23 protein-coding genes are annotated in these 24,689 nt (G+C 55.2%); 7 read left to right on the top strand and 16 right to left on the bottom strand.

Annotated elements, in window-relative coordinates:
- Window positions 1-43: 43 nt before the first annotated feature.
- The 12 genes from trpS to F0Q32_RS17940 all read right to left on the bottom strand — a co-directional run bounded on the left by trpS (window position 44) and on the right by F0Q32_RS17940 (window position 10,064).
- Window positions 44-1,051, bottom strand: coding sequence for a tryptophan--tRNA ligase (gene trpS / locus F0Q32_RS17995; protein ID WP_149464160.1), 1,008 nt, complete (start codon window positions 1,049-1,051; stop codon window positions 44-46).
- On the bottom strand, window positions 1,044-1,805 hold the full coding sequence (gph, locus tag F0Q32_RS17990) for a phosphoglycolate phosphatase (protein WP_149464159.1): 762 nt from the start codon (window positions 1,803-1,805) through the stop codon (window positions 1,044-1,046). Before gph ends, trpS begins: the two co-directional genes overlap by 8 nt.
- Entirely contained in the window at window positions 1,798-2,475 is a 678-nt protein-coding gene (gene rpe / locus F0Q32_RS17985) for a ribulose-phosphate 3-epimerase (RefSeq protein ID WP_108476607.1), read from the bottom strand. Before rpe ends, gph begins: the two co-directional genes overlap by 8 nt.
- A 16-nt stretch (window positions 2,476-2,491) precedes the next feature.
- A complete protein-coding gene (gene dam / locus F0Q32_RS17980; protein ID WP_149464158.1) occupies window positions 2,492-3,322 on the bottom strand; it encodes an adenine-specific DNA-methyltransferase in 831 nt (276 codons plus the stop codon).
- Window positions 3,323-3,396: 74 nt separating this feature from the next.
- Window positions 3,397-4,743, bottom strand: a complete 1,347-nt coding sequence (gene damX / locus F0Q32_RS17975) for a cell division protein DamX (RefSeq protein WP_149464157.1) — start codon at window positions 4,741-4,743, stop codon at window positions 3,397-3,399.
- Window positions 4,744-4,828: 85 nt separating this feature from the next.
- On the bottom strand, window positions 4,829-5,923 hold the full coding sequence (gene aroB, locus F0Q32_RS17970; RefSeq protein ID WP_149464156.1) for a 3-dehydroquinate synthase: 1,095 nt from the start codon (window positions 5,921-5,923) through the stop codon (window positions 4,829-4,831).
- 72 nt (window positions 5,924-5,995) lie between these two features.
- Window positions 5,996-6,517: a shikimate kinase AroK gene (gene aroK, locus F0Q32_RS17965; protein WP_108476603.1), complete on the bottom strand. Its 522-nt coding sequence runs from the start codon at window positions 6,515-6,517 to the stop codon at window positions 5,996-5,998.
- A 269-nt stretch (window positions 6,518-6,786) separates the two neighbouring features.
- A complete protein-coding gene (hofQ, locus tag F0Q32_RS17960) occupies window positions 6,787-8,019 on the bottom strand; it encodes a DNA uptake porin HofQ (protein ID WP_149464155.1) in 1,233 nt (410 codons plus the stop codon).
- A complete protein-coding gene (locus F0Q32_RS17955) occupies window positions 7,961-8,335 on the bottom strand; it encodes a HofP DNA utilization family protein (RefSeq protein ID WP_149464154.1) in 375 nt (124 codons plus the stop codon). The genes hofQ and F0Q32_RS17955 overlap by 59 nt, the downstream gene beginning before the upstream one ends.
- A complete protein-coding gene (locus F0Q32_RS17950) occupies window positions 8,325-8,756 on the bottom strand; it encodes a hypothetical protein (protein ID WP_149464153.1) in 432 nt (143 codons plus the stop codon). Before F0Q32_RS17950 ends, F0Q32_RS17955 begins: the two co-directional genes overlap by 11 nt.
- Complete coding sequence (locus F0Q32_RS17945; protein WP_149464152.1) at window positions 8,743-9,279, bottom strand: PilN domain-containing protein; 537 nt, start codon at window positions 9,277-9,279, stop codon at window positions 8,743-8,745. The genes F0Q32_RS17950 and F0Q32_RS17945 overlap by 14 nt, the downstream gene beginning before the upstream one ends.
- The gene (locus F0Q32_RS17940; protein ID WP_149464151.1) at window positions 9,276-10,064 is read right to left on the bottom strand and encodes a pilus assembly protein; all 789 of its coding nucleotides are present in this window, start codon (window positions 10,062-10,064) and stop codon (window positions 9,276-9,278) included. The genes F0Q32_RS17945 and F0Q32_RS17940 overlap by 4 nt, the downstream gene beginning before the upstream one ends.
- Before the next feature lie 119 nt (window positions 10,065-10,183).
- On the opposite strand from F0Q32_RS17940, the gene mrcA reads away from it, so the two are divergent.
- Window positions 10,184-12,736, top strand: a complete 2,553-nt coding sequence (gene mrcA / locus F0Q32_RS17935) for a peptidoglycan glycosyltransferase/peptidoglycan DD-transpeptidase MrcA (protein ID WP_188016885.1) — start codon at window positions 10,184-10,186, stop codon at window positions 12,734-12,736.
- Between the two features lie 96 nt (window positions 12,737-12,832).
- Here mrcA and nudE read toward each other — a convergent pair whose 3' ends face one another.
- Window positions 12,833-13,393: an ADP compounds hydrolase NudE gene (gene nudE / locus F0Q32_RS17930; protein ID WP_149464149.1), complete on the bottom strand. Its 561-nt coding sequence runs from the start codon at window positions 13,391-13,393 to the stop codon at window positions 12,833-12,835.
- Window positions 13,394-13,698: 305 nt separating this feature from the next.
- On the opposite strand from nudE, the gene F0Q32_RS17925 reads away from it, so the two are divergent.
- The 4 genes from F0Q32_RS17925 to hslO all read left to right on the top strand — a co-directional run bounded on the left by F0Q32_RS17925 (window position 13,699) and on the right by hslO (window position 17,900).
- The gene (locus F0Q32_RS17925) at window positions 13,699-15,846 is read left to right on the top strand and encodes an intracellular growth attenuator family protein (RefSeq protein ID WP_149464148.1); all 2,148 of its coding nucleotides are present in this window, start codon (window positions 13,699-13,701) and stop codon (window positions 15,844-15,846) included.
- 71 nt (window positions 15,847-15,917) lie between these two features.
- On the top strand, window positions 15,918-16,586 hold the full coding sequence (gene yrfG, locus F0Q32_RS17920) for a GMP/IMP nucleotidase (protein WP_149464147.1): 669 nt from the start codon (window positions 15,918-15,920) through the stop codon (window positions 16,584-16,586).
- Between the two features lie 10 nt (window positions 16,587-16,596).
- Complete coding sequence (hslR, locus tag F0Q32_RS17915; RefSeq protein ID WP_149464146.1) at window positions 16,597-16,998, top strand: ribosome-associated heat shock protein Hsp15; 402 nt, start codon at window positions 16,597-16,599, stop codon at window positions 16,996-16,998.
- A gap of 23 nt (window positions 16,999-17,021) precedes the next feature.
- On the top strand, window positions 17,022-17,900 hold the full coding sequence (gene hslO, locus F0Q32_RS17910) for an Hsp33 family molecular chaperone HslO (RefSeq protein WP_015962680.1): 879 nt from the start codon (window positions 17,022-17,024) through the stop codon (window positions 17,898-17,900).
- A gap of 70 nt (window positions 17,901-17,970) precedes the next feature.
- Here the strand turns inward: hslO and F0Q32_RS17905 are convergent, their stop codons facing one another.
- Entirely contained in the window at window positions 17,971-19,686 is a 1,716-nt protein-coding gene (locus tag F0Q32_RS17905; protein ID WP_149464145.1) for a DUF4153 domain-containing protein, read from the bottom strand.
- Between the two features lie 378 nt (window positions 19,687-20,064).
- On the opposite strand from F0Q32_RS17905, the gene pckA reads away from it, so the two are divergent.
- On the top strand, window positions 20,065-21,681 hold the full coding sequence (gene pckA / locus F0Q32_RS17900) for a phosphoenolpyruvate carboxykinase (ATP) (protein ID WP_108476591.1): 1,617 nt from the start codon (window positions 20,065-20,067) through the stop codon (window positions 21,679-21,681).
- 207 nt (window positions 21,682-21,888) lie between these two features.
- On the opposite strand, the gene envZ is transcribed toward pckA, so the two are convergent.
- Window positions 21,889-23,241, bottom strand: coding sequence for a two-component system sensor histidine kinase EnvZ (envZ, locus tag F0Q32_RS17895; protein ID WP_149464144.1), 1,353 nt, complete (start codon window positions 23,239-23,241; stop codon window positions 21,889-21,891).
- On the bottom strand, window positions 23,238-23,957 hold the full coding sequence (ompR, locus tag F0Q32_RS17890; protein ID WP_001157751.1) for a two-component system response regulator OmpR: 720 nt from the start codon (window positions 23,955-23,957) through the stop codon (window positions 23,238-23,240). Before ompR ends, envZ begins: the two co-directional genes overlap by 4 nt.
- Window positions 23,958-24,172: 215 nt before the next feature.
- Between ompR and greB the strand changes: the two genes are divergently transcribed.
- Window positions 24,173-24,646: a transcription elongation factor GreB gene (greB, locus tag F0Q32_RS17885; protein ID WP_015962674.1), complete on the top strand. Its 474-nt coding sequence runs from the start codon at window positions 24,173-24,175 to the stop codon at window positions 24,644-24,646.
- Window positions 24,647-24,689: the final 43 nt, after the last annotated feature.

Below are 24,689 nucleotides of genomic sequence, written 5' to 3'. Positions count from 1 at the left end.
CAATGATTTAAAAGCCGGGAATATTCCCGGCTTCAATCATTTATTATAAAGGCTTACCGACAAAACCAATCGCTTCATACACCGCTTTCAGGGTTTGCCCTGCGCGCGCGCTAGCTTTGTCCGCGCCCTCTTTCATGATTTTGTTGAGCAGCGCTTCATCGTTACGGAAGCGATGATAGCGTTCCTGAAGCTCGGTCAGCATGCCGGAAACGGCTTCCGCCACTTCGCCTTTCAGGTGGCCGTACATTTTGCCTTCGAAGTGTTTTTCCAGCTCCGGAATGCTCTGGCCCGTCACGGCAGAGAGAATATCCAGCAGGTTGGAAACGCCCGCTTTCTCTTTCACGTCATAACGCACCACCGGCGGCTCTTCCGAGTCAGTCATCGCGCGTTTGATTTTCTTCACGACGGATTTCGGATCTTCCAGCAGGCCGATAACGTTGTTGCGGTTGTCATCCGATTTGGACATCTTTTTGGTCGGCTCCAGCAGCGACATCACGCGCGCGCCGGATTTCGGAATGAACGGCTCTGGCACTTTAAAGATATCGCCGTAAATGGCGTTAAAGCGCTGGGCAATATCGCGGCTCAGTTCCAGGTGCTGTTTCTGATCTTCACCCACCGGGACCTGATTGGTTTGATACAGCAGGATGTCTGCCGCCATCAGCACCGGGTAGTCAAACAGACCGGCATTGATGTTTTCCGCATAACGTGCGGATTTATCTTTAAACTGGGTCATGCGGCTCAGTTCACCGAAGTAGGTATAGCAGTTCAACGCCCAGCTCAGCTGCGCGTGTTCCGGCACGTGAGACTGAACGAAGATGGTGCTTTTTTCCGGGTCGATGCCGCAGGCCAGATAGAGCGCCAGGGTATCTAACGTTGCTTTGCGCAGCGCCTGCGGGTCCTGACGCACGGTGATCGCGTGTTGGTCAACGATGCAGTAGATGCAATGGTAATCATCCTGCATGTTTACCCACTGACGCAGCGCACCCATGTAGTTGCCAATGGTCAATTCACCTGACGGCTGTGCGCCACTAAAAACGATGGGCTTAGTCATTTTCTAATTCCTGATTTTCACTGTGCGGAAGCCCGAGCGCGGGCAAGAGTTCGTTAAACTGGTCGAAGATATAATCGGGCGAGCTGAGCGCGATAGATTCGCCATAGTTGTAGCCGTAGGTCAGCCCCACAGAGCAGCAGCCCGCCGCCTGTGCCGCCTGAATATCGTTGCGTGAATCACCCACAAACAACAGTTCAGCCGGTTCAATTTCCAGACGCTTCGCTACCAGCAGCAGCGGCTCCGGATGCGGCTTCTTGTTCTGTACGTCATCGCCGCCAATCACCACGCTAAAGAAGCGCGCAATGCCCAGCGACTCAAGCAGCGGCGCGACGAACGGCGTCGGCTTGTTGGTCACCAGCGCCAGCGGCAGGCCTTTGTCATGCAGCGCCGCCAGCGTCTGTTCAACATGCGGGAAGAGGAAACTGCCTTCTTCGGCAAACTCGGCGTAGTAGCGATCAAACAGGCGACGCAACACGCGCAGCTGTTCATCCTGCGGAATATCCGCATGGTCCACGGAAGGTTTCCCCTGGGCGGCTCGTTGAGTCGCTCGCTCCTGACGAGACCAGACCAACGCCCGTTCCATCAGGACATCAGCACCGTTGCCAATCCAGGTCACCACGCGTTCTTCGCCTGCGACAGGGAGTTCCAGCGCATAAAGCGCGCTATCTACCGCCGCGGTGAGCCCCGGCGCGCTATCCACCAGTGTGCCGTCGAGATCGAAGGCCACGCCGCGGAGGTTTTGCAATTTATCCATGACTTACCTTTGCCAGTTCACTGCGCATTTCATCTATCACTTTTTTGTAATCTGGCTGATCGAAAATCGCAGAGCCTGCGACAAACATATCTGCCCCGGCGGCAGCGATTTCGCCAATGTTGTTCACCTTCACCCCGCCGTCCACTTCCAGGCGGATATCATAGCCAGATTCGTCAATGCGACGGCGCACCTCACGCAGTTTATCGAGGGTGTGAGGAATGAAGGACTGGCCGCCAAAGCCTGGGTTCACCGACATCAGCAGGATCACGTCCAGCTTATCCATTACATAATCGAGATAGCTCAGCGGCGTCGCCGGGTTGAATACCAGCCCCGCTTTACAGCCGTGTTCTTTGATCAGCTGCAGCGTGCGGTCAACGTGCTCAGAGGCTTCGGGATGGAAGGTAATAATGCTGGCGCCTGCTGCCGCAAAATCGGGAACAATGCGATCAACCGGTTTCACCATCAGGTGAACGTCGATAGGCGCGGTAATACCGTATTTGCGCAGGGCTTTCAGCACCATCGGGCCGATGGTCAGGTTCGGCACATAGTGGTTATCCATAACATCGAAATGAACCACATCCGCACCGGCTGCCAGTGCGTTGGCGGTGTCTTCACCCAGGCGGGCAAAATCAGCCGACAGAATTGAGGGGGCAATCAAAAACTGTTTCATCCGCATCTCCTAAAAACTATTTTTTATCTGCCGGACGATACAACGCCAGCAGCTCATCCACCTTATTACGCGTGCCGCCGTTGCGACTAATGCTGCGTCGCACTTTTACGACGTGCTGTACTGCGTTGTTATACCACGCCACCGTCTCGGGTGTGCGATGGTTTGAAATCAGTACCGGAATACGCTTCGCCACCAGCTCTTCTGCTTTATCAGCCAGCAGCTTTTGCTGTTCACTGCTGAAGCTATTGGTGTGGTAGGCCGTAAAGTTGGCCGTTGCAGAGAGCGGCGCGTATGGCGGATCGCAATAGACTACCGCTTTCTGTGCCTGATGGGCGCGATCCATACACACTTCATACGACTCGCAATAGAACTCTGCGTTCTGCGCTTTTTCGGCGAAATGGTACAGTTCGGCTTCCGGGAAGTAGGGCTTCTTGTATCGGCCAAACGGCACGTTGAACTCGCCGCGCAAATTGTAACGGCACAGGCCGTTGTAACCGTGGCGATTCAGGTACAAGAAGAGAACCGCACGGCGCATTTTATCCGTGCTGGCGTTAAATTCGCTGCGAAACGCATAGTAGCTATCGGCGTTATTCGTTTCAGGCGCAAAAACCTTGCGCGCCTCGGCGACATAGTCATCAGGCTGGTTTTTAACAATCTTGTACAGTTCGATAAGATCGCTGTTGATATCAGCAAGGATATAACGAGAAAAGTCGGTATTAAGAAATACCGACCCGGCGCCCACGAAGGGCTCCACCAGGCAGTCACCTGATGGCAAGTGATGTCTAATATCTTCGAGCAGGGGGAACTTTCCCCCTGCCCATTTTAAAAAAGCGCGATTTTTTTTCATGCTGCCTAACTAATTACACTTTCTCCGGCTGTGGAGAAAGCTCCGACAGCATCCTGCGCTTGTAGCACGTCACATTACTTCAGATCAGACTGCACCTGATGCAACGGTTTCGCCCACGGATTTTTTGCCTGAACATCGGCAGGCAGCGTGGTGACCGCGCGTTTCGCTTCATCTTTAGACGCGTAAACACCTGTTACCAGCACATACCATGGCTGACCATTACGTGTGGTCTGATAAACCACGTAGTCTTTCAGATTCTCTTTCTTCGCCCAACCATTCAGATTGTTGTAGTTGGAAGAGGAGCTGAGCTGCAGCGTGTAATGACCGCCAGGCGCAGATTTCAGTGAGTTCACATCACCGGCGGATTTCGCCGCGCTGCTGGCTGCCGGAGCGCTGGTTGCCGCAGTGGCAGCCGGTGCAGTGGTCGCCGCAGGAGTCGTCGTCGATGTTGCCGCAGGAGCCGTGGTGGTTGCCGTTGCAGCCGGTTTCGCCGGAGCGGTAGAGGTGGCTGGCGTTTTCGCTGGCGTGCTCGTGGCTGCGGTTTCAGTGTGTTTCGGCTGCTGAGCAACTGGTTTAGGCGTTGTCACCGGAGCCGGTTTCGCCGCCGCGGTGGTTTGCGGTTTGCTCTGCGGTTTCGGTTCAATCACAGCTTGTTTACGCTCAGGACGCGTAGCCGCCGTCTGCTGGCGCGGTGCCGTTTCCGTTGCCGCCGGGCGAGAAGACGCGCCATGGCGAACAGGCGCAACGGTAGCCGGTTCGGTTGGCAGCGTGGAATTCACAACCACGTTGTAAACCTGGCCCTGCTGCTGAGTCAGTGCGTTGTTCAGATCGCCCTGTACTTCCACACGCTGCTGGCCTTCAGCCGTTGCGGCTGGCTGACCCTGAGTCGGCGTAGAAGAGATTGGCGGCAGAGAAACGTCCTGCTGCGGGTTAGCGCCTGCGGTCTGTTCTGCGGGAGTGGTGCCTGGCGCAGGCTGCGTGCCATTTGCCTGATCGGCAGCATCACCGGAGAGATCGATATTTTTCTCCGCTGACGCGCTCTGGTCGCTGGAAGAGGAAGACGGCGACTTCAGCGCCGAGCCGATGCCAACGATCAGCAGCAACAGCACCAGAATCCCGACGCCCATCATAATGTACTGGCGGGAAGCCGGTTTACGCGGTGGGGATTTACGTTTACGCGGACGACGCTCAACGACTTCTTCCGCCTCTGCGTCATCTTCGTCGTCATACAGCTCATCTTCGGGCTCGACATCTTCACGTGCCTTGCGGCTACGGGCCGGACGGCGCTCATCCGCTTCCAGCTCCACATCATCAAAATTGATCTGCGGCTCATTGTCACGATCGGAAGATTGACGAGAGCGACCAGTACGACGATCGCTGGGATCGGGTTTCAGCTCGTCTTCTGGTTTAAATTCATCCATTTAACACCCCACTAAAAGGCTCACGCCCACAACTATTGCACTTCACCTGAAGATAAAACGCCGCGCGAACGCGGCTTGACCTTTCTTATTGTTGCGCCCGCTGAGTATCAGCGATAGCGCCAAGAACCACATCATGCGGCACACCGCCGCGCACTTCACTTTTACCGATTGCCAGCGGGAGGACGAGTCGCATCTCACCAGCTAAAACTTTTTTGTCGCGCATCATATGCGGCAGATAGGCTTGTGCCGTCATCTCCTGCGGGCCCGTGACCGGCAGGTTTGCGCGCTTGAGCAGCGCAATAATACGCTGTGTCTCTTCCGGCTTAAACTGACCTAAGCGTTCAGAGGTATGCGCCGCCATGACCATGCCAGCAGCAACCGCTTCACCGTGAAGCCAGTTACCGTAACCCATCTCGGCTTCAATCGCATGTCCAAATGTATGTCCAAGATTGAGTAAAGCACGTAAGCCGGTTTCGCGCTCGTCCGCAGCGACAACTTCTGCTTTTAATTCGCAACAGCGACGAATGCAGTACGCCATGGCTTTCTCATCGAGGGCCATCAGGGCATCGATATTCTCTTCCAGCCAGTCGAAGAACGGCGCGTCGAGGATAATGCCATATTTGATGACCTCAGCGAGTCCAGAAGAGAGTTCACGCGCAGGCAGGGTTTTCAGGCAGTTCAAATCGACAACCACGGAAGCCGGTTGCCAGAACGCGCCAATCATATTCTTGCCAAGGGGATGGTTTACGGCTGTTTTGCCGCCAACCGAGGAATCTACCTGCGAAAGTAGCGTGGTAGGAACCTGAATAAAGCGCACGCCGCGCTGATAGCTCGCCGCCGCAAACCCGGTTAAATCGCCAATGACGCCGCCGCCAAGGGCTACCAGAGTCGTATCGCGACCGTGCGGTTTTTGCAGGAGTGCAGTAAAGACCGTGTCCATCACGGCCAGGCTTTTGTACTTCTCGCCATCGGGAAGGATCACGCTATCGACCTTGACGCCAGCCTGTTCTAACACAGAACGGACCTTATCAAGATAGAGCGGCGCCAGCGTTTCGTTGGTGACCAGCATAACCTGGCAGCCAGACTTGAGCGGTAAGAAGGAAGCTGGATCGTTAAACAAACCAGCCGCGATGGTTATCGGGTAACTACGTTCCCCGAGAGTTACAGTAAGCCTCTCCATAACGCGACGTCCACCTTGGTTACTTATATTCGCTTAAACGCTTTACGCTGACGCTGTGTTCGCTGCCCAGTATCAGTTGCTTTCCAGCATGTGAATGATCTGGTTCGCGACCACTTTTGCACTCTGATCGTCAGTACGGATAGTGATGTCGGCAATCTCTTCATACAGCGGGTTGCGCTCATCGGCCAACGCCACGAAGACATCGCGCTGCGGTGCATCAACCTGCAACAGCGGACGTTTTTTATCGCGCTGCGTACGTGCCAGCTGTTTTTCGATGGTCGTTTCGAGATAAACCACCACACCGCGGGCGGAGAGACGATTACGCGTTTCGCGAGATTTAACAGAGCCACCACCCGTCGCCAGAACAATGCCCTGCTTTTCGGTCAGCTCGTTGATGATCTTTTCTTCGCGGTCACGGAAACCTTCTTCGCCTTCGACATCAAAGACCCAGCCCACGTCAGCGCCTGTCCGTTTCTCAATCTCTTGATCAGAATCGTAAAATTCCATATTGAGCTGTTGGGCTAACTGGCGCCCAATAGTGCTTTTGCCGGCACCCATAGGTCCAACCAGAAAGATATTGCGTTTCTCTGCCATTTTTTTGGTACTACTAAGACTATTCGTTAATGATAAATCCGCGCCGCAAACATTCTGGCGTCGCCGGACATGAACTGAAACCTCTTGTGCGATACTGCGAGAGTCAGACTGAAAATTATCTCAATACTCCGGCTGGTTTGGCAACAGAATAAATTGCCGTCTTAAAGGAGACGGGAAAGAGGCGCCGACGCTCAAATCGGTACTCCTTGTATGCTAAATCCTGTCTCACGTCAAACACCTGACGCCAGTTCGTAAAGAAATTTCAGTGATTAGCGAGCTGAAATGATCCGTGGTGTGATAAATACCACCAGCTCTCGTCGCTCATTATCTTTGCCGTCATGGCGGAAAAGCTGGCCCAATAGCGGGATATCGCCCAATAAAGGTATACCATCCCGCGCGGTTTTGTTTTTTTGCGAGAATATTCCGCCCAGCGCCAGCGTTTCGCCGCTCTGAACTTCCACCTGGGTTTCTATCTCTTGTTTGTCGATAGCCAGCACTTCGCCATCGGCCTGTTGCAGTACCTGCCCTGGCATATTCTCACTGATGTGCAGTTTCAGGCGCACACGGTTTTTCTGTAGCACTGTAGGGGTCACTTCCATCCCCAGCACCGCCTCTTTAAATTCTACCGAGGTCGCGCCGCTTTCGCCGCTGGAGACCTGATACGGAATTTCGCTCCCTTGTTTGATGCTGGCAGGCTGTAGGTGCGAAGCCAGTAAACGTGGGCTGGCGATAATTTCCAGTTGCTGCTTTTGTTCCAGCGCAGAGAGTTCCAGCTCCAGCAGGCGGCCATTAATGCGGCCAATGTTAAACCCCGCGCGGGTGGTCGCATCCGCCACGGACAAGTCGCTACTGAGGGTGGTCACTTTGCCCAGCCCCGGCGGATTGGCTGCATCCGCCAGCGTCCACTTCACGCCAAGCTCGCGCAGGCTCTTTTCATTAATGGTAACGATGTGCGCCGCCAGCTCAACCTGGCCCACAGGAATATCCATTTCGCTGGCCCAGCTATCAAACAGTGGCAGATGATTTTCATCGTCACGCAGAATGAGCCGATTAGTGCGTTTGTCGACGGTAAGGGTACCACGTGGGCTCAACAACTTTTCCCCGGCTTTGGCGAGTTCCGCTGCATCCGCGTGATACAGCACGATGCTGCGGCTTTTTAGCGGAAGCGCCTGCTGGCGTTTTTCCTGCTCGGCCTGCGCACGCTGCTGACGAGCTTCCTGCCAGGCCTGCGAATGAATGGCGATAACGCTGCCTTGCTGGGTCATGGTTAAACCGCTGCTGGTTAACACGGTTTGAAGCGCCTGCTTCCACGGCACATTTTTCAGCTGCAACGACAGCGTGCCCTGCACATCGGGCGCAATCACCATATTGCGCTGCTCCAGATCGGCCAGGCTTTGCAGCACCTGCGCCACCGGCACCTCATCGACAACCAGCGACACATTTTTACTGGCGGCCAGCAGCGGCAGCAGTAACAGCGCCAGCAGGCTTATCCTTTTTTTCATGCTCTGTTTCTCCTTTAATGATTCGCCACTGCGACGGTTCGCAGGCTTCACCCGTCTCCATCGTCAGGCTTTCCGTCGCGATCGCCGTAATACGCCAGCCTGGCAGGGGGGCATCTTCTCGCTCTACCCGCTGCCACTTACCTTTTTCATCACGCAAAAATGCAATCTGTCGTTGCCCGCTATCAATATTGCCCGCGTACTGCAACTGGCTGAGCTGCACGGTTCGACAGGGATCGTCTACCGGCAAAAAGGGGTCGCGCATACCCAGCAGCAACGGGAGGAACAGCATTAGCGCGCCGTGTAAATTATTCTGCATCGATGCCCTCCAGTTGCAGCGTCAGCACATGCCGCGTCTCGCCAGCCTGAAGAGTGAATGCCGATAATCGCATTCCCCGTTCAGCCAGAAGCATAAACACCGATGGCACCTGCTCCCATTCCGTTTCCAACACCAGCTCACCGCCCCGCCCGGCAGGTGTCCAGCTCATCAACTCAGCCCCTGGACGTTGAAAATCGACAGGGGAAAAGGGTTTAGTCGCCGCCAGAGTGGTGTCAGCGGTAATGTTCAGCGCCGCCTGTAGCGGCATCACGCTCTGCCAGCGGGCGATGCGCAGTCTCTGCTGTTGCTCCCACGCGGCGTTCTGCGGAGCAGATGCAGATTGCAGCAGAAACGCCACACCACCCACCGCCATCAACAGCAAACCAGCAAGCCCGACATGCCAGCGTTCAGGGCGCAACATCGGCAACTCTCCTTTTCATCTGATAGTGGAACAGCCAGCGTCCGTCTTTATCGCGCGCCATTTTTCCGGCAATGGCAGGCCCGAAACCGTCGATACGCTGCATCTGCTCATCAAGAGAATGGAGGGCGGAAAAACGCGCCAGCACGCCGGAAAGCGAAAGAACGTCTTTCTGGTAGCTCAGGCCGGTCAGCCACGCCTGCGCGGGCAACTGTTCGGCAAGCTCCACCAGCCGTGCCTGCCAGGCGAACGTTTGCTGCCGCGTGGCCTGTTGACGCTGCAACAGCGCGCGCTCCTCCAACTGTTGCCTGAAGTGCTCTTCGCGCTGGGTTAGTGCGCGAATCAACTGACGTTCGGCATCAATGCGGCAAACCAGCAACGCTTCTTGCAGGCGCGATTCCACCTGCCTGCTTGCCCCAGCCACCAGAAGCGCCAGCACGACGCCAGTCACGATGAGGCATGCAAGACGGAGCCGTTTTCGCTGACGAGATTGTCGCCAGGGCAGAAAGTTAACCGACGCACTCATTTATGAGCTCCCAGCGCCAGGCCAATGGCGATGGCAAACGCATCGCTGTCGGCGGGCAACGGCGGCTGAATCTGCCCAATAACACTCCAGGGATCGAAGCGAGGAGTGCCTTCAGCCTGCGCGGTACAGCACATCAGTTCAGGCATAGACAGTCGCGTGCTAAGTTGATGCAACGAGGACGCTTCAGACCGCAACACGCTTCCCCAGCCTGCTGCGCTGGCCCACAGCCAATGCGCATCGTCCTGCCATGCCAGCGCGCTCGCCCCGTGGGAAAGCCAGGGAAGAAAGTGGCGCAGCGCACAGGCGTCAGGCGTAATCGCCGTCACATGCAGGCGAAGCGCGCGCGCGACGCGCTGCAACGGTTCAACATCCTTACGCTGAGCCGCAGTGACGCTCCAGCCTTCTGCCTGCATGTTTGGCTGATAATCAAAACAGAGGGCAGAAGGCTCCATCGCCACCTGTTGCGCCATCGCGCCGGCGATCCACTGCGCCTGCTCACTGTCACGTAGCGTCATCGACGCCTGCGGCAACGTTTTTTGTAAGGTGCGATACGCCGGAAACGCCAGGCTAACCGCATGCTGCCACGGAAGCTCGCGCCGCCAGGCCGAGAGGACCGCCACCAGCGCGTTTTCCGCCTGTGAGGGTGAAAATGTGGAGAAATCAGCAGGAAGCGGCAGAAGCCACCAGCGTCGCAGCGCCCAGCCGCCGCGCACGCGCTGGAGCGCAAGGGCCGCAATTTTATCCTGTTGAATGTGAAGACCTATTTGCCAGCATCCGAAAGCCATTTCGTGATATCCCTTAAACGCCATCATGGTGACGGCTATATCAATGCATCTGGCTTGCCTTTATACTACCGCGCGTTTGTTTATAAACTGCCCAAATGAAACTAAATGGGAAATCTCCGGTGAAGTTCGTAAAGTATTTATTAATCCTTGCAGTCTGTTGCATTCTGCTGGGAGCAGGCTCGGTTTATGGCCTCTACAAGTATATTGAGCCCCAGCTTCCTGATGTTGCGACGCTCAGAGACGTGCGTCTGCAAATTCCAATGCAGGTTTACAGCGCAGATGGCGAGCTGATCGCCCAATATGGCGAAAAACGGCGTATTCCGGTCACCCTCAGTCAAATGCCGCCTGAGCTGGTGAAGGCGTTTATTGCCACGGAAGACAGCCGTTTCTACGAGCACCACGGGGTTGATCCGGTGGGGATTTTCCGTGCCGCCAGCGTCGCGCTGTTCTCCGGCCACGCGTCGCAGGGGGCGAGTACCATCACCCAGCAGTTGGCGCGTAACTTCTTCCTCAGCCCTGAAAAGACGCTGATGCGTAAAATAAAGGAAGTGTTCCTGGCCATTCGCATCGAGCAGTTGCTGAGCAAAGATGAGATCCTCGAACTCTATCTGAACAAAATCTACCTCGGCTACCGTGCGTACGGTGTGGGCGCTGCGGCGCATGTTTACTTCGGTAAATCCATCGATCAACTGAGCCTGAGCGAAATGGCGGTGATCGCCGGCTTGCCGAAAGCGCCTTCCACCTTCAACCCGCTCTATTCTATGGATCGCGCCACGGCCCGTCGTAACGTGGTGCTGTCGCGCATGCTGAACGAGGGGTATATCACTCAGGCACAGTACGATCAGGCACGTAATCAGCCGATAGATGCCGACTACCATGCCCCGGAAATAGCCTTCTCTGCCCCGTATCTGACCGAAATGGTGCGCCAGGAGATGGTGAAACGCTACGGCGAGCAGGCGTATGAAGACGGCTACCGCGTTTACACCACCATCACACGTAAAAACCAGCAGGCCGCGCAGTTGGCCGTGCGGACCAACGTGATGGATTACGATATGCGCCACGGTTATCGCGGCCCGTCTAATGTGCTGTGGAAAGTGGGCGAGACGCCGTGGGACAGCAAAAAAATTACCGATTCCCTGAAAGCGCTGCCGACTTACGGGCCGCTGCGTCCGGCGGTGGTAATGTCAGCCAGCGCAACGGAAGCGACCGCACAGCTGGCTGATGGCAGTTCTGTCTCCCTGACAATGGAAGGCGTTCGCTGGGCGCGCGCCTGGCGTTCAGATACATCACAGGGGCCAACCCCGCGTCGCGTTAGCGAAGTCGTTCAGGCCGGGCAGCAGATTTGGGTGCGTCAGGTTGGCGAAAACTGGTGGCTGTCGCAGGTGCCGGATGTGAACTCGGCGCTGGTTTCCATCAATCCGCAGAATGGCGCGATCATCGCGCTGGTCGGCGGCTTCGATTTCAACCAAAGCAAATTTAACCGCGCCACGCAGGCGCTGCGTCAGGTGGGCTCCAACATCAAGCCGTTCCTGTACACGGCGGCAATGGACAAAGGCTTAACGCTTGCCAGCATCCTGAATGACGTGCCGATTTCCCGCTGGGATGCCGGGGCCGGTTCAGACTGGCGTCCGAAGAACTCCCCGAACGAGTACGCGGGCCCGATTCGCCTGCGTCAGGGTTTAGGTCAGTCGAAAAACGTGGTGATGGTACGCGCCATGCGTGCGATGGGCGTCGATTATGCGGCGGAGTATCTCCAGCGCTTTGGCTTCCCGTCGGAGAACATCGTTCGCACAGAATCACTGGCGCTGGGCTCGCCGTCATTCACTCCGCTACAGGTCGCGCGCGGCTACGCCGTAATGGCGAACGGCGGTTTCCTGGTTGACCCGTACTTTATCAGCAAGATTGAGAACGATCAGGGCGGCGTGATTTTTGAAGCGAAACCGAAAATCGCCTGTCCGGAATGTGATATTCCGGTGATTTACGGCGAAACGCAGAAATCCGACGTGCTGGAAAACAAAAACGTTGAGGATGTCGCCGCATCACAAACACCGCAGAATGCCAGCGTACCGATGCCACAGCTTGAACAAGCTAATCAGTCGCTGGTGGCACAGACCGGCGCGCAGGAGTATGCCCCACACGTGATCAACACGCCGTTATCGTTCCTGATTAAGAGCGCGCTGAATACTAACATCTTCGGCGAGCCCGGCTGGCAGGGTACCGGCTGGCGCGCGGGTCGCGATCTGCAACGTCACGATATCGGCGGTAAAACCGGGACCACCAACAGCTCGAAAGATGCGTGGTTCTCAGGTTACGGCCCAGGTGCGGTGACTTCAGTGTGGATTGGCTTTGACGATCACCGCCGCGATCTCGGCAGAACGTCTGCTTCTGGCGCGATTAAAGATCAGATTTCCGGTTACGAAGGCGGTGCGAAAAGCGCGCAGCCTGCGTGGGATGCGTTTATGAAAGCCATTCTGGCCGGAGTGCCGGAACAGCCGTTAACGCCGCCGCCGGGTATCGTCACTATCAATATCGACCGCAGCACCGGCCAGTTGGCCAGCGGCGGCAACAGCCGTGCCGAATACTTTATCGAAGGCACCCAACCGACGCATCAGTCGATTCGCGAGGTGGGAACGGAGATTATTGATAACGGGGAATCGCAGGAATTGTTCTGACGGCCCCGAAAATTGCCTGATGGCGCTTTGCTTATCAGGCCTACAAGCACTATGAATTGTAGGCCGGGTAAGCGAAGCGCCACCCGGCTAATCTCTTTAAACCCTGCCCTGCCCCTTCAGCCATTCCCGCACTAAAAACAGCGCGCTCACATTACGGGCTTCGTTGAAATCCGGCTCTTCAAGCAGTTCCATCATATTGGCGATAGGCCAGCGCACCTGCGGCAGCGGTTCCGGTTCATCGCCTTCCAGCGATTCGGGATAGAGGTCTTCCGCCACCACGATATTCATCTTACTGGAGAAGTAAGACGGCGCCATACTGAGCTGTTTCAGGAAGGTCAGGTTGTTGGCCCCGAACCCTACCTCTTCTTTCAGCTCGCGGTTAGCCGCTTCAAAGACGGTTTCACCCGGGTCGATGAGCCCTTTTGAGAACCCCAGCTCATAGGATTCAGTACCCACTGCATACTCACGGATGAGAATTAAGTGATCGTCCACCACCGGCACAATCATGACGGCTTCACGCGACGACGGTTTCATGCGTTCATAAACGCGGCGTACTCCGTTACTAAACTCCAGATCTACGCTTTCAACATTAAACAAACGGGAGCGCGCGACCGTTTCAACATGGAGAATCGTGGGTTTTTGTAATGGTTTACTCATTGGACCGTTCTTTGCTGTGATGACTGTTGTCATTGTGAGCCAGGAGGCGCATTCCGGCAATTTAAAATGGCTGCTATTTACATTTTCGTAACTATTGTTTTTAACAACCCTCATTTGTTCCAAAAAGTCAAGAAGTTGAAACAAATTTGAGAATTTGCTGATATTCGCCGCAAGAGGGGTTTGTTATCCTCGCGAGTTACGATAGTGTGCAACAAATCTTTTAAGACCTGGGTCATTCGTATTAAAAGTGAATAATAAAAAAGACGAATGAAGCGACCGACAAAAATAAGGATAATGGCAATAGCATGGGCACATTGACTCTCTTTACCGCGGCAATTCTGGTCTGTGCCTTACTGGCGGGCTGGTTTATTCGCCTGCGCGCAAAGCGACGCCGTTTACCCTGGCTGCATGCATTCCCTGGCGCGACCACGCGCAAATTAACCGACGATGAGCGTCGCGGCATTGAGAACTATCTTGAAGATCTCAACCAGAGTCAGCAGATCCCCGCATCGGGTTCCACGGTCGCCCCGGCGCTTATCTCGTTAAATGCGCAAAGCAATACCGTTTTCACCCTGACCCGCGCCATTACCCGCTACGGCATCACGACCGACGATCCCAATAAATGGCGCTATTTCCTCGACTCCATCGAAGTTCATCTGCCGCCATTCTGGGAGCAGCACATCAATGACGAAAACAGCATCGAACTTATCGTCACCGATGATATTCCGCTGGTGATTGCCCTCAACGGTTATTCGCTGAAAGAGTACACCCTTGAAGGCCAGCGCAAGGCGCTGGAATCCCCCACCTCGACGCAGGCGTCTATTCGCGGCGAAGAGAGCGAACAGATCGAACTACTCAACATTCGTCAGGAGACGCATGAAGAGTACGCACTAAGCCGCCCGGACGGGCTGCGGGAAGCGCTGCTGATCGTTGGCGCATTCGTCCTTTTCTATTGCAGCCTCGTCCTGCCCGGCGTCTTTACGCCCTGGCTGCTTGGCGGTGGCGTTTTGCTGCTGCTGGCGGGCGTGTGGGGCCTGTTTGCACCGCCCACCAAAACGTCGCTGCGTGAAATTCACTGCCTGCGCGGCACGCCAAAACGCTGGGGTTTGTTTGGCGAAAACGATCAGGAACATATAAATAATATTTCACTCGGCATTATTGACCTGATCTACCCGCGTCACTGGCAGCCGTTTGTCGCGCAGGATCTTGGTCAGCAAACCGATATTGATATCTATCTCGACAGGCATGTAGTGCGTCAGGGACGTTTCCTGTCGCTGCACGATGAGGTCAAAAACTTCCCGCTTCAGCACTGGTTGCGTAGCGCCGTCATTGCCGGTGGCGCGTTGCTGGTGGTGGTGATGCTGTGGGTGAGCGTGCCGCTCAACATGCCGTTTAAATTCACGCTCTCCTGGCTGAAAGGCGCGCAGGTGATTGAAGCCACCACCGTCGATCAGCTCGCTAAAGCAGGCGTGCGTGTAGGCGATACGCTACAGCTTCAGGGCACCGGGATGTGTAATATTCATTCGCCCGGTACCTGGACGGCACAGGAGAGTTCACCTTTCCTGCCGTTCGATTGCTCGCAAATTATCTGGAATAACGCGCCGCGCCTGCCGCTACCAGAGTCTGATATCGTCAACAAAGCCACGGCGCTGGTGCAGGCAGTGAACCGTCAGTTGCACCCAACGCCGGATGACAACTCTCGCGTCAGCCCGGCGCTACGCTCAGCGATTCAAAAATCAGGCATGGTGCTGCTGGATGACTTCGCCGATATCGTGCTGAAAACAAAAGATCTGTGCTCGACGGCGGACGAGTGTTCGCGTCTTAAAAATGCCCTAGTAAACCTTGGAAACACGCGCGATTGGGAAACACTGGTCAAGCGCGCCAATTCGGGGCGTCTGGACGGCGTGAATGTGCTGTTACGCCCGGTCAGCGCCGAGTCGCTCGATAACCTGGTTGATACCTCCACCGCGCCGTTTATTCTGCGGGAAACCGCGCGCGCGGCACAGGCCCTGAACAGCCCGGCACCTGGTGGTTTTCTTATCACCAGTGATGAAGGCAGCGATCTCGTTACTCAACCTTATCCGACGATGAGCCTGTATGACTTCCCGGCACATCAGCAATGGAGCGAGTTCCAGCGTCTGGCGGGTATGCTGATGCACACTCCGTTCCACGCGGAAGGCATCGTCACCAATATCTTTACCGACGCCAACGGCACGCAGCATGTAAACCTGCACCGCATGCCGGACAGCAGCGGCTTGTGGCGCTATCTGGCGACCACCCTGCTGATGATTACGATGATTATCTGCGCCGTCTACAACGGTATTCAGGCGCTGCGCCGTTATCAGCGTCATCGCGAGCGTTTGGCCGAAATTCAGAAATATTACGAAAGCTGCACCAACCCCGTTTTGCTCTCCAACCCTGAGGATTATGAGCAAAATATGCCGCATCATTGATCCCATCCGGCATGAAGCAAAGCGGCAGGTTGTGCTAACCTGTCGCGCAATTCTATGGCTGGAGGCTCCTCATGCATTTTGACATCGCCTGGCAGGACGTCGATACCGTCCTGCTGGATATGGATGGTACGCTGCTCGACCTCGCATTCGATAATTACTTCTGGCAAACGCTTGTGCCTGAGACCTACGGCAGCCAGAAGGGCCTGACGCCGCAGGAAGCGCGCGACGCGCTGCGCCAGGAGTACCACGATGTGCAGCATACGCTAAACTGGTACTGTCTTGATTACTGGAGCGACCGGCTGGGTTTGGATATTTGTGCGATGACCCGCGAGCAGGGGCCACGTGCGGCGCTGCGTGATGATACTGTGCCATTTCTCAATGCCTTACAGGCGAGCGGTAAGCGGGGCATTCTGCTGACGAACGCGCATCCGTACAATCTTTCCGTCAAGCTGGAGCATACCGGTCTTGATGCACACCTTGATTTATTACTTTCCACCCACACATTTGGTTATCCGAAAGAGGATCAGCGGTTGTGGCAGGCGGTAGCGGAACATACAGGGCTGAAAGCGGAGCGCACGCTGTTTATCGACGATAGCGAAGCGATTCTGGACGCGGCGGCGACATTTGGCATTCGCTACTGTTTAGGCGTCACTAACCCGGACTCCGGTCTGGCGGATAAAAGCTATTTACGTCATCCCGCCCTGAATGATTACCGTCGTCTGATCCCCTCACTCAAGTGAAGGAGTGACCATGAAAGAGAAGTCCGTAGCGGGCGTTCGGCTGGATAAATGGTTATGGGCCGCGCGTTTCTATAAAACCCGGGCGCTGGCGAGGGAGATGGTTGACGGCGGCAAGGTTCACTATAACGGGCAGCGCAGCAAGCCCAGCAAGATAGTCGAACTCAACGCCCTGCTCACCTTACGCCAGGGCAACGACGAACGTACCGTCGTGGTGAAAAGCATTACCGAGCAACGCCGCCCGGCCAGCGAAGCCATGCTGCTTTATGAAGAGACGGCTGAAAGCATTGAGAAGCGCGAGAAAGTCGCGCTGGCACGTAAACTCAACGCGCTGACGATGCCGCATCCGGACCGACGTCCGGATAAAAAAGAGCGCCGCGACCTGATGAGATTTAAATATGGCGACAGCGAGTGACTGGCGCCTCAAGAGAGAAAATTATGACTCAACACGATCAATTACATCGCTATCTGTTTGAAAACTATGCCGTCCGTGGCGAACTGGTCACCGTATCAGACACCCTCGAACAGATCCTCGCGAACCACGACTACCCGCAGCCGGTGAAAAACGTGCTGGCCGAGCTGCTGGTCGCCACCAGCCTGCTGACCGCAACGCTGAAGTTCGCTGGCGATATTACCGTTCAGTTGCAGGGCGACGGCCCGATGACGCTGGCTGTGATCAACGGCAATAACCAGCAGCAGCTGCGCGGCGTGGCGCGCGTGCAGGGCGATATTCCTGCCGATGCTGACCTGAAAGCGCTGGTGGGGAATGGTTATCTTGTCATCACCATCACGCCGGAAGAAGGCGAGCGCTATCAGGGTGTGGTGGGTCTGGAAGGCGATACGCTGGCCGAATGTCTGGAAGATTACTTCCAGCGCTCTGAACAGCTGCCGACGCGTCTGTTTATCCGCACCGGCGAAGCGAACGGTAAGCCTGCGGCGGGCGGTATGCTGTTGCAGGTGATGCCAGCGCAGGACGCCCAGCGTGATGATTTCGATCACCTGGCGGCGCTGACAGAGACCATCAAAGGCGAAGAGCTGTTCACCCTGCCGGCGAACGATGTGTTGTGGCGTCTGTATCACGAAGAAGAAGTGACGATTTACGACCCGCAGGACGTGGAGTTCAAGTGCACCTGCTCCCGCGAGCGCTGCGCTGGCGCGCTGAAAACGCTGCCGGATGAAGAAATTGACAGCATCCTTGCCGATGAAGGCGAAATCGATATGCACTGCGATTACTGCGGCAGCCATTACGTTTTCAACGCCATGGATATTGCGGAAATCCGTAATAACGCCTCTCCTGCAGATCCGCAGGTGCATTAATTATCCGGCGTTGAAAAATGCCATATGTAGGCCCGGTAAGCGTAGCGCCACCGGGCATTTTTTTGACCTGTCAGTTGCTGTAATACGTTTCCAGCGCTTCACCATTAATCGTCAAGTCGCGCCATGATTTTGCTTTAGTCCCAATTTTTCCTTCACGCATCGCACGCAAAACCTGCTCTTCCGTCATGCCTTTCGGTAATTTCACCGAGCCTTTATTAGCCCAGGCTTTTTTTGCCGGATCGTATGCGTAAATCAGGCTTCCCTCTCCTGCGAAAGAAAAAAGTATGCGTTCAGGCTGGCCATCATCATTTAAATCCTGGGTCGTCAGTAAGCAGGCATTTTTTTCACCACAGGATGCAAACCGATAACGATCTTCATTCACCACTTGCCAGAAGGCCTCATCCGGTTGGGAAGTGCCTGGCGCTAAGACAACATTATCCGCCAGATCTTTCATAAAGAGTTGATCGCGATTCCCGCCCAGCATCGTCAGTAATTCACGCTTACGTTTAGCATCCTTCATATACTCCGCATCGTTTTTCAGCGACACCAGCGCGGCGCGCCCGGTACGACCGCTGTGGTCGAGCAGATAGAGGCTGACCTGTTCAGCAGTAATCTTACCGCTGTGATAACGTCCCATATGGCTGTTCACGCTGATACGCCAGCTATCCAGCACCGGTGAATTGAGCAGCACGAGAATCACCAACGCCAGTAGCGAAACAGCCTGGTTGATCTTGCCCTGAAGCACCAGCGGGTTCTGTCCGTTACGTCGCACAATGCTAAAGAAATATCCCAACGTCCATACCAGCAGCACCATCACCACCAGCACGCCATGCAGGCGGCCGGGCGTCCAGCCATATTGATTCACGCGCAGCCACAGCGCCCACGCCGCAATCAGCACATAGATCGGCGCGACCAGAAGCGACGTTTTAATCAGGCACCGCAGCGCACCGGTAAACGGCAGCGATATTTTTTGTGGATCGCGAACAATCGCCATCAACAAAAGCAGCAGGAATGCCAGCGTCGAAAGCAGGCCTGCGGCAGAGACGTGGCGGGAAATGGCACTCAGGCCGGTAAACGGTAACGTAACGATAAACAATAGCGTCAACAGCGATACCAGCGGCAGCAGGCCGGTGGCGATGAGTGTCATCAGTTTTTGAATAGCGCCTACCAGCCGCGACTGGGTCCGCGCCAGAATCACCGCCAGCGCCGTAATCAGCCCCAGCGCAAGGTAGATAAACCACTGGGTGTCAAAAAAGAGCGTTTTAAAAAACGAGATACCGACAATCTTAAACAGTTCACTCCACAGTAAGAGCACCAGCCACGTCAGGCCATTAGCGATAAATATCACCAGCAACGTAAGTGCGTTATGCCAGGCTAATCCATAAAATCGGGCATAGCGTGTCACTCCCTGGCGCGGATTCAGGTTCTGCTGTATCCAGGGCAACAGCAGCATCGCCATCAGCAGCAGGTAGCAGCCATAATCCCAGAGCAGGCTATTCGCTCGCCAGCCAACCTCGCCGTCGATTTGCCACTTCATCCAACCGCTCATTCCCAGTACGGCGACAAAGACCAGCGCCAGCCATCCCCACAAGCGCTTTTGCCTGAAAGAAATAACCGTGAAAAGAAGTGTCGACGGGAGCGCCACCGTTGCGGGTACGCCGTAAAATAACCAGCCGCTGTTTTTCGGTGCCAGCCAGGTGATCAACAGGTAGCACATCAGCCCCTGAACCAGGCCAGTGGCAATCATTCCCCAGCGTGTGGGGCGAGAGAGTTCAACGTTATCCATGTTGGTATCCACAAATGAGCAGTAGGCGGGATTATCGCATTACGTCTGGTATCACGCTCAAAAAGTGTGGAAATTCGGAAAAGAGCTCAGCGAGGTGAATCGATTTTTTCCATGAAAGGGTTACGTAATTTTCTTTCAGAAATGCGATTACATTCACATAAACATCGTATTTTAAACTATTTTTTAACCAATTAAGAACATTTACCCCAATTCAAGTCATTTTCCTGCCATAATCGGGGCCGCTTCGTGACAGGAGTCACAATGAATTCGTAAGTAGACGTTTTGTCGGGATACGTAAATCTATGAGCCTGGTCGCGGTCAACACCCCTAAAATACCCATAGAATTTGTAGCAATACAATTGGCTAAGGAGCAGTGAAATGCGCAATGGTTTAACTCCGCAGGATCTCAAGGCTTATGGTATCAACGACGCACAGGAGATTGTCTACAATCCGGATTACGACACGCTGTATCAGGAAGAACTTGATCCTAACCTGGAAGGTTACGAGCGTGGCGTCCTGACCAATCTTGGTGCGATCAACGTCGACACCGGTATCTTTACCGGCCGTTCACCGAAAGATAAATACATCGTCCGTGACGATACAACCCGTGATACCGTTTGGTGGTCTGATAAAGGCAAAGGAAAGAACGACAACAAGCCGCTCTCTCAGGAAACCTGGCAGCACCTGAAAGGACTCGTTTCAAAACAACTTTCTGGTAAGCGTCTGTTTATTATCGACGCTTTCTGTGGCGCGAACGAAGATACCCGTCTTTCCGTGCGCTTCATCACCGAAGTGGCCTGGCAGGCGCACTTTGTCAAAAACATGTTTATTCGCCCAACCGAAGAAGAACTGGCAACCTTTAAGCCAGACTTTATCGTGATGAACGGCGCGAAATGCACCAACCCGCAGTGGAAAGAACAGGGTCTGAACTCTGAAAACTTCATTGCCTTTAACCTGACCGAGCGCATTCAGTTGATTGGCGGCACCTGGTACGGCGGCGAAATGAAGAAAGGGATGTTCTCTATTATGAACTACCTGCTGCCGCTGAAGGGTATCGCGTCGATGCACTGCTCGGCAAACGTCGGTGAGAAAGGTGATGTGGCGGTCTTCTTTGGCCTTTCCGGTACGGGTAAAACCACGCTATCCACTGACCCGAAACGTCGCCTGATTGGTGATGATGAACACGGCTGGGATGACGATGGCGTCTTCAACTTCGAAGGCGGTTGCTACGCGAAAACCATCAAGCTTTCCAAAGAAGCGGAACCGGAAATCTACAACGCGATTCGCCGCGATGCGCTACTGGAAAACGTGGTGGTACGCGCCGATGGCACCATCGATTTCGACGACAACTCGAAAACCGAAAACACCCGCGTCTCTTACCCGATTTATCACATCGATAATATCGTCAAGCCAGTATCCAAAGCGGGCCACGCCACCAAAGTTATCTTCCTGACGGCGGATGCGTTTGGCGTACTGCCGCCGGTGTCTCGTCTGACCGCTGACCAGACGCAGTACCACTTCCTGTCTGGCTTTACCGCCAAACTGGCCGGTACAGAGCGTGGCGTCAACGAACCGACCCCAACCTTCTCCTCCTGCTTCGGCGCGGCATTCCTGTCGCTGCACCCAACGCAGTATGCAGAAGTGCTGGTGAAACGCATGAAAGCCTCTGGCGCGCAGGCGTACCTGGTGAACACCGGCTGGAACGGCACCGGCAAACGTATCTCGATCAAAGATACCCGCGCCATTATCGACGCTATCCTGAACGGTTCGCTGGATAACGCAGAAACCTTCACCCTGCCGATGTTCGATTTGCAGATCCCAACCGAACTGCCGGGCGTGGATACGCATATTCTCGACCCGCGTAACACCTACGGTTCCCCGGAACAGTGGCAGGAAAAAGCCACCGCGCTGGCGAAACTGTTTATCGAGAACTTCGAGAAATACACCGATACCCCGGCTGGCGCCGCGCTGGTAAGCGCTGGGCCAAAGCTGTAATCGGTCTGGTGAGATGATGAAATCCCCCTTCCGTGAGGTTGGGGGATTTTTTTGGCCAGGATTTAGCGCCTGTTGCCGGGGGCGCTGCGCTTGTTCGGCCTACGACAGCCCCCTCACCCCGGCCCTCTCCCGCAGGGAGAGGGGAAAAACAACGAGCACGAGCGGTTCCCTCTCCCTGCGGGAGAGGGGTAGGGTGAGGGGGTGCTTTTAACTCTCTTTCACCGGCCCCTGCACATGCGCCACCGGAACCGGGAGCCAGGCGCGAATCAACAGCCCGCCACGTTCGCTGGTGTCAATTTCCAGCAAGCCGTTATGGTTGTCGATAATACGTTGCACAATTGCCAGGCCGAGCCCCGTGCCGCTGGTGCTGCGGGCGCTGTCACCGCGCACAAACGGCTGGAACAGATGTTTGCGCTGCTCGGGTTTAATTCCCGGCCCGTTATCTTCAACCTGGAACCACGCGCGGTTGAGCTCGCTGCCGCTGCTGACCTTGATCCAGCCATTACCGTAACGCGCCGCGTTCACCACCATATTGGCCAGCGCGCGTTTGATGGAGAGCGGATGCATACGCAGCAGAATTTCGCCAGCCTGGAGATCGGTTTCAATCTCGCGCTCATAACCACTTTCAGCGGCGATCACTTCGCCCAGTACCGCATTAAGATCTGCCATCTCCATCGGCATCTCCTGCCCGGTGCGCAGGTAGTCGATGAATTGTTCGATGATCGCGTTGCACTCTTCGATGTCTTTGTTGATCGATTCCGCCAGATACCCGTCCTGCTCGCCCATCATCTCTGTTGCCAGGCGAATACGGGTAAGCGGCGTACGCAGGTCGTGGCTGACGCCCGCCATCAGCAAGGTGCGGTCATCGGCCAGTTGCTTCACGCCTGCGGCCATATGGTTAAACGCACGGGTCACCGAACGCACTTCCGACGCGCCATATTCGCGCAGCGGCGGCGGGATCATGCCTTTACCGACCTGTAGCGCGGCATGTTCGAGGTCAACTAAGGGGCGGTTTTGGATGCGGATAAACAGCCACGCACCGCCTATAGCCAGCAGCATGATCGCGAGTGTGTAACGGAACAGTGGCGAGAAATCGCCCTGATGAATTTCAGTGAGGGGAACGCGCACCCAGATGTTGGGAGACAACCAGGTTTTCAGCCAGACGACAGGCGAGCTTTTGTTCACCTCGACGCGCACTTCCGTCGGGCCACCAAGCTGTGTTGCCATCTGCTGGCTTAAAAATTCGTAATGCTGCGCCCAGCGCAGCCCCGCCTCTTCCGCCGCTTCATCGGAATAGAGCGAGATGCCAAGTTCGCGGTAAATTTCGCGGCGGAACGCAGGCGGCACTACCAGCTGCGTACCGTCCTCCAGCTCAAGTTTATCGGTCATCAGCATACGGACTTCGTAGGCGAGGACCTTATTAAACTGCTGGAGGCTTGGCAAAATCGCGAAGTTCAGCACCACAAGATAGGTTGTCACCAGGCTGACAAACAGCAAGGTGACGATCAGTAATAACGTGCGGGCAAACGAACTTCGCGGTGAGAAGCGCAATCGCCTCATGCCTTAGAACCGTCCGGGACAAAGACGTACCCCAGGCCCCAAACGGTCTGGATATAGCGTGGATGGGCCGGATCTTCTTCCACCATGCGGCGCAGACGGGAGATCTGTACGTCAATGGAACGTTCCATCGCGGAATATTCGCGACCGCGCGCCAGGTTCATCAGTTTATCGCGGGAGAGCGGTTCACGCGGGTGGCTCACCAGCGCTTTGAGTACCGCAAATTCCCCACTGGTCAGCGGCATCGGCTCATCTTCACGGAACATTTCACGCGTACCGAGGTTCAGCTTGAACTTACCGAAGGCAATCACCGCCTCTTCCTGAGAAGGCGCGCCCGGCAGTTCGTTCGCCTGACGACGCAGCACCGCACGAATACGGGCCAACAGTTCACGCGGGTTGAACGGTTTTGGAATGTAGTCGTCAGCGCCGATTTCCAGGCCGACGATACGGTCAACTTCTTCGCCCTTCGCCGTCACCATGATGATCGGCATTGGGTTGCTTTGGCTACGCAGACGGCGGCAGATGGACAAACCGTCTTCGCCTGGCAGCATTAAATCCAGTACCATAAGATGGAAGGATTCGCGGGTTAGCAGACGATCCATCTGTTCGGCGTTGGCTACACTTCGAACCTGGAAACCCTGCTCGGTCAGATAACGTTCAAGCAGCGCACGCAGGCGCATGTCGTCATCGACCACCAGAATCTTATAATTCTCTTGCATTGTTTTTACTCCCAAAGGTTCGCAACAATTATCAGTGCGTATTCTTAAAAAAGCGTAAGCCGGTCACCAGTTAAATCTGGTATAAATTCCAGGCTAAATTGTTACAAAGCATATTTTACAGCGGCTTAAGTATACATTTAATCATAAGACACATTATTCATCCTGTTGGACTCTTTTGTGCTTTCCAACAGGCCAGCAGAAGGCAGGAAACGCGGATGAAAACGCCTTTAATTACCCGTGAAGGGTATGAAAAACTGAAAAAAGAGATGGATTACCTCTGGCGCGAGGAACGCCCGGAAGTCACCAAAAAAGTCACCTGGGCTGCAAGTCTGGGCGATCGCAGTGAAAATGCCGATTACCAGTACAACAAAAAGCGCCTGCGTGAAATCGACCGCCGCGTGCGTTATCTCACCAAATGTCTGGAAAACCTGAAGATTGTCGATTATTCCCCGCAGCAGGAAGGCAAAGTCTTCTTTGGCGCGTGGGTGGAGATTGAAAACGACGACGGCGATGTGAAGCGCTTTCGCATTGTCGGCTACGATGAAATTTTTGGCCGTAACGACTACATCTCAATTGATTCGCCGATGGCGCGCGGCCTGCTGAAAAAAGAGGTGGGCGACCTGGCTGTGGTGCAGACCCCTGCCGGTGAAGCGAGCTGGTACATCAATGAGATCGAATATGTGAAGTAGCGCGCCCGGAACAATCCGAGAGAATACGGTGGCGACTGGCATT

This window comes from Pseudocitrobacter sp. 73 (assembly GCF_008369545.1).
GTDB lineage: Bacteria > Pseudomonadota > Gammaproteobacteria > Enterobacterales > Enterobacteriaceae > Pseudocitrobacter > Pseudocitrobacter vendiensis.
This window is presented reverse-complemented; position numbering and strand designations above follow the sequence as displayed.

What these genes read in the sequence shown, in the direction of transcription:
- F0Q32_RS17925 (WP_149464148.1), top strand. Translation starts at nt 13,699, where the DNA reads ATGGGCACATTGACTCTCTTTACCGCGGCAATTCTGGTCTGTGCCTTA.
- hslR (WP_149464146.1), top strand. Translation starts at nt 16,597, where the DNA reads ATGAAAGAGAAGTCCGTAGCGGGCGTTCGGCTGGATAAATGGTTATGG.
- ompR (WP_001157751.1), bottom strand. Translation starts at nt 23,957, where the DNA reads ATGCAAGAGAATTATAAGATTCTGGTGGTCGATGACGACATGCGCCTG.
- hofQ (WP_149464155.1), bottom strand. Translation starts at nt 8,019, where the DNA reads ATGAAAAAAAGGATAAGCCTGCTGGCGCTGTTACTGCTGCCGCTGCTG.
- F0Q32_RS17905 (WP_149464145.1), bottom strand. Translation starts at nt 19,686, where the DNA reads ATGGATAACGTTGAACTCTCTCGCCCCACACGCTGGGGAATGATTGCC.
- greB (WP_015962674.1), top strand. Translation starts at nt 24,173, where the DNA reads ATGAAAACGCCTTTAATTACCCGTGAAGGGTATGAAAAACTGAAAAAA.
- envZ (WP_149464144.1), bottom strand. Translation starts at nt 23,241, where the DNA reads ATGAGGCGATTGCGCTTCTCACCGCGAAGTTCGTTTGCCCGCACGTTA.
- damX (WP_149464157.1), bottom strand. Translation starts at nt 4,743, where the DNA reads ATGGATGAATTTAAACCAGAAGACGAGCTGAAACCCGATCCCAGCGAT.
- yrfG (WP_149464147.1), top strand. Translation starts at nt 15,918, where the DNA reads ATGCATTTTGACATCGCCTGGCAGGACGTCGATACCGTCCTGCTGGAT.
- F0Q32_RS17945 (WP_149464152.1), bottom strand. Translation starts at nt 9,279, where the DNA reads ATGAGTGCGTCGGTTAACTTTCTGCCCTGGCGACAATCTCGTCAGCGA.
- aroB (WP_149464156.1), bottom strand. Translation starts at nt 5,923, where the DNA reads ATGGAGAGGCTTACTGTAACTCTCGGGGAACGTAGTTACCCGATAACC.
- nudE (WP_149464149.1), bottom strand. Translation starts at nt 13,393, where the DNA reads ATGAGTAAACCATTACAAAAACCCACGATTCTCCATGTTGAAACGGTC.
- dam (WP_149464158.1), bottom strand. Translation starts at nt 3,322, where the DNA reads ATGAAAAAAAATCGCGCTTTTTTAAAATGGGCAGGGGGAAAGTTCCCC.
- trpS (WP_149464160.1), bottom strand. Translation starts at nt 1,051, where the DNA reads ATGACTAAGCCCATCGTTTTTAGTGGCGCACAGCCGTCAGGTGAATTG.
- F0Q32_RS17950 (WP_149464153.1), bottom strand. Translation starts at nt 8,756, where the DNA reads ATGTTGCGCCCTGAACGCTGGCATGTCGGGCTTGCTGGTTTGCTGTTG.
- gph (WP_149464159.1), bottom strand. Translation starts at nt 1,805, where the DNA reads ATGGATAAATTGCAAAACCTCCGCGGCGTGGCCTTCGATCTCGACGGC.
- rpe (WP_108476607.1), bottom strand. Translation starts at nt 2,475, where the DNA reads ATGAAACAGTTTTTGATTGCCCCCTCAATTCTGTCGGCTGATTTTGCC.
- F0Q32_RS17955 (WP_149464154.1), bottom strand. Translation starts at nt 8,335, where the DNA reads ATGCAGAATAATTTACACGGCGCGCTAATGCTGTTCCTCCCGTTGCTG.
- pckA (WP_108476591.1), top strand. Translation starts at nt 20,065, where the DNA reads ATGCGCAATGGTTTAACTCCGCAGGATCTCAAGGCTTATGGTATCAAC.
- aroK (WP_108476603.1), bottom strand. Translation starts at nt 6,517, where the DNA reads ATGGCAGAGAAACGCAATATCTTTCTGGTTGGACCTATGGGTGCCGGC.
- F0Q32_RS17940 (WP_149464151.1), bottom strand. Translation starts at nt 10,064, where the DNA reads ATGGCTTTCGGATGCTGGCAAATAGGTCTTCACATTCAACAGGATAAA.
- hslO (WP_015962680.1), top strand. Translation starts at nt 17,022, where the DNA reads ATGACTCAACACGATCAATTACATCGCTATCTGTTTGAAAACTATGCC.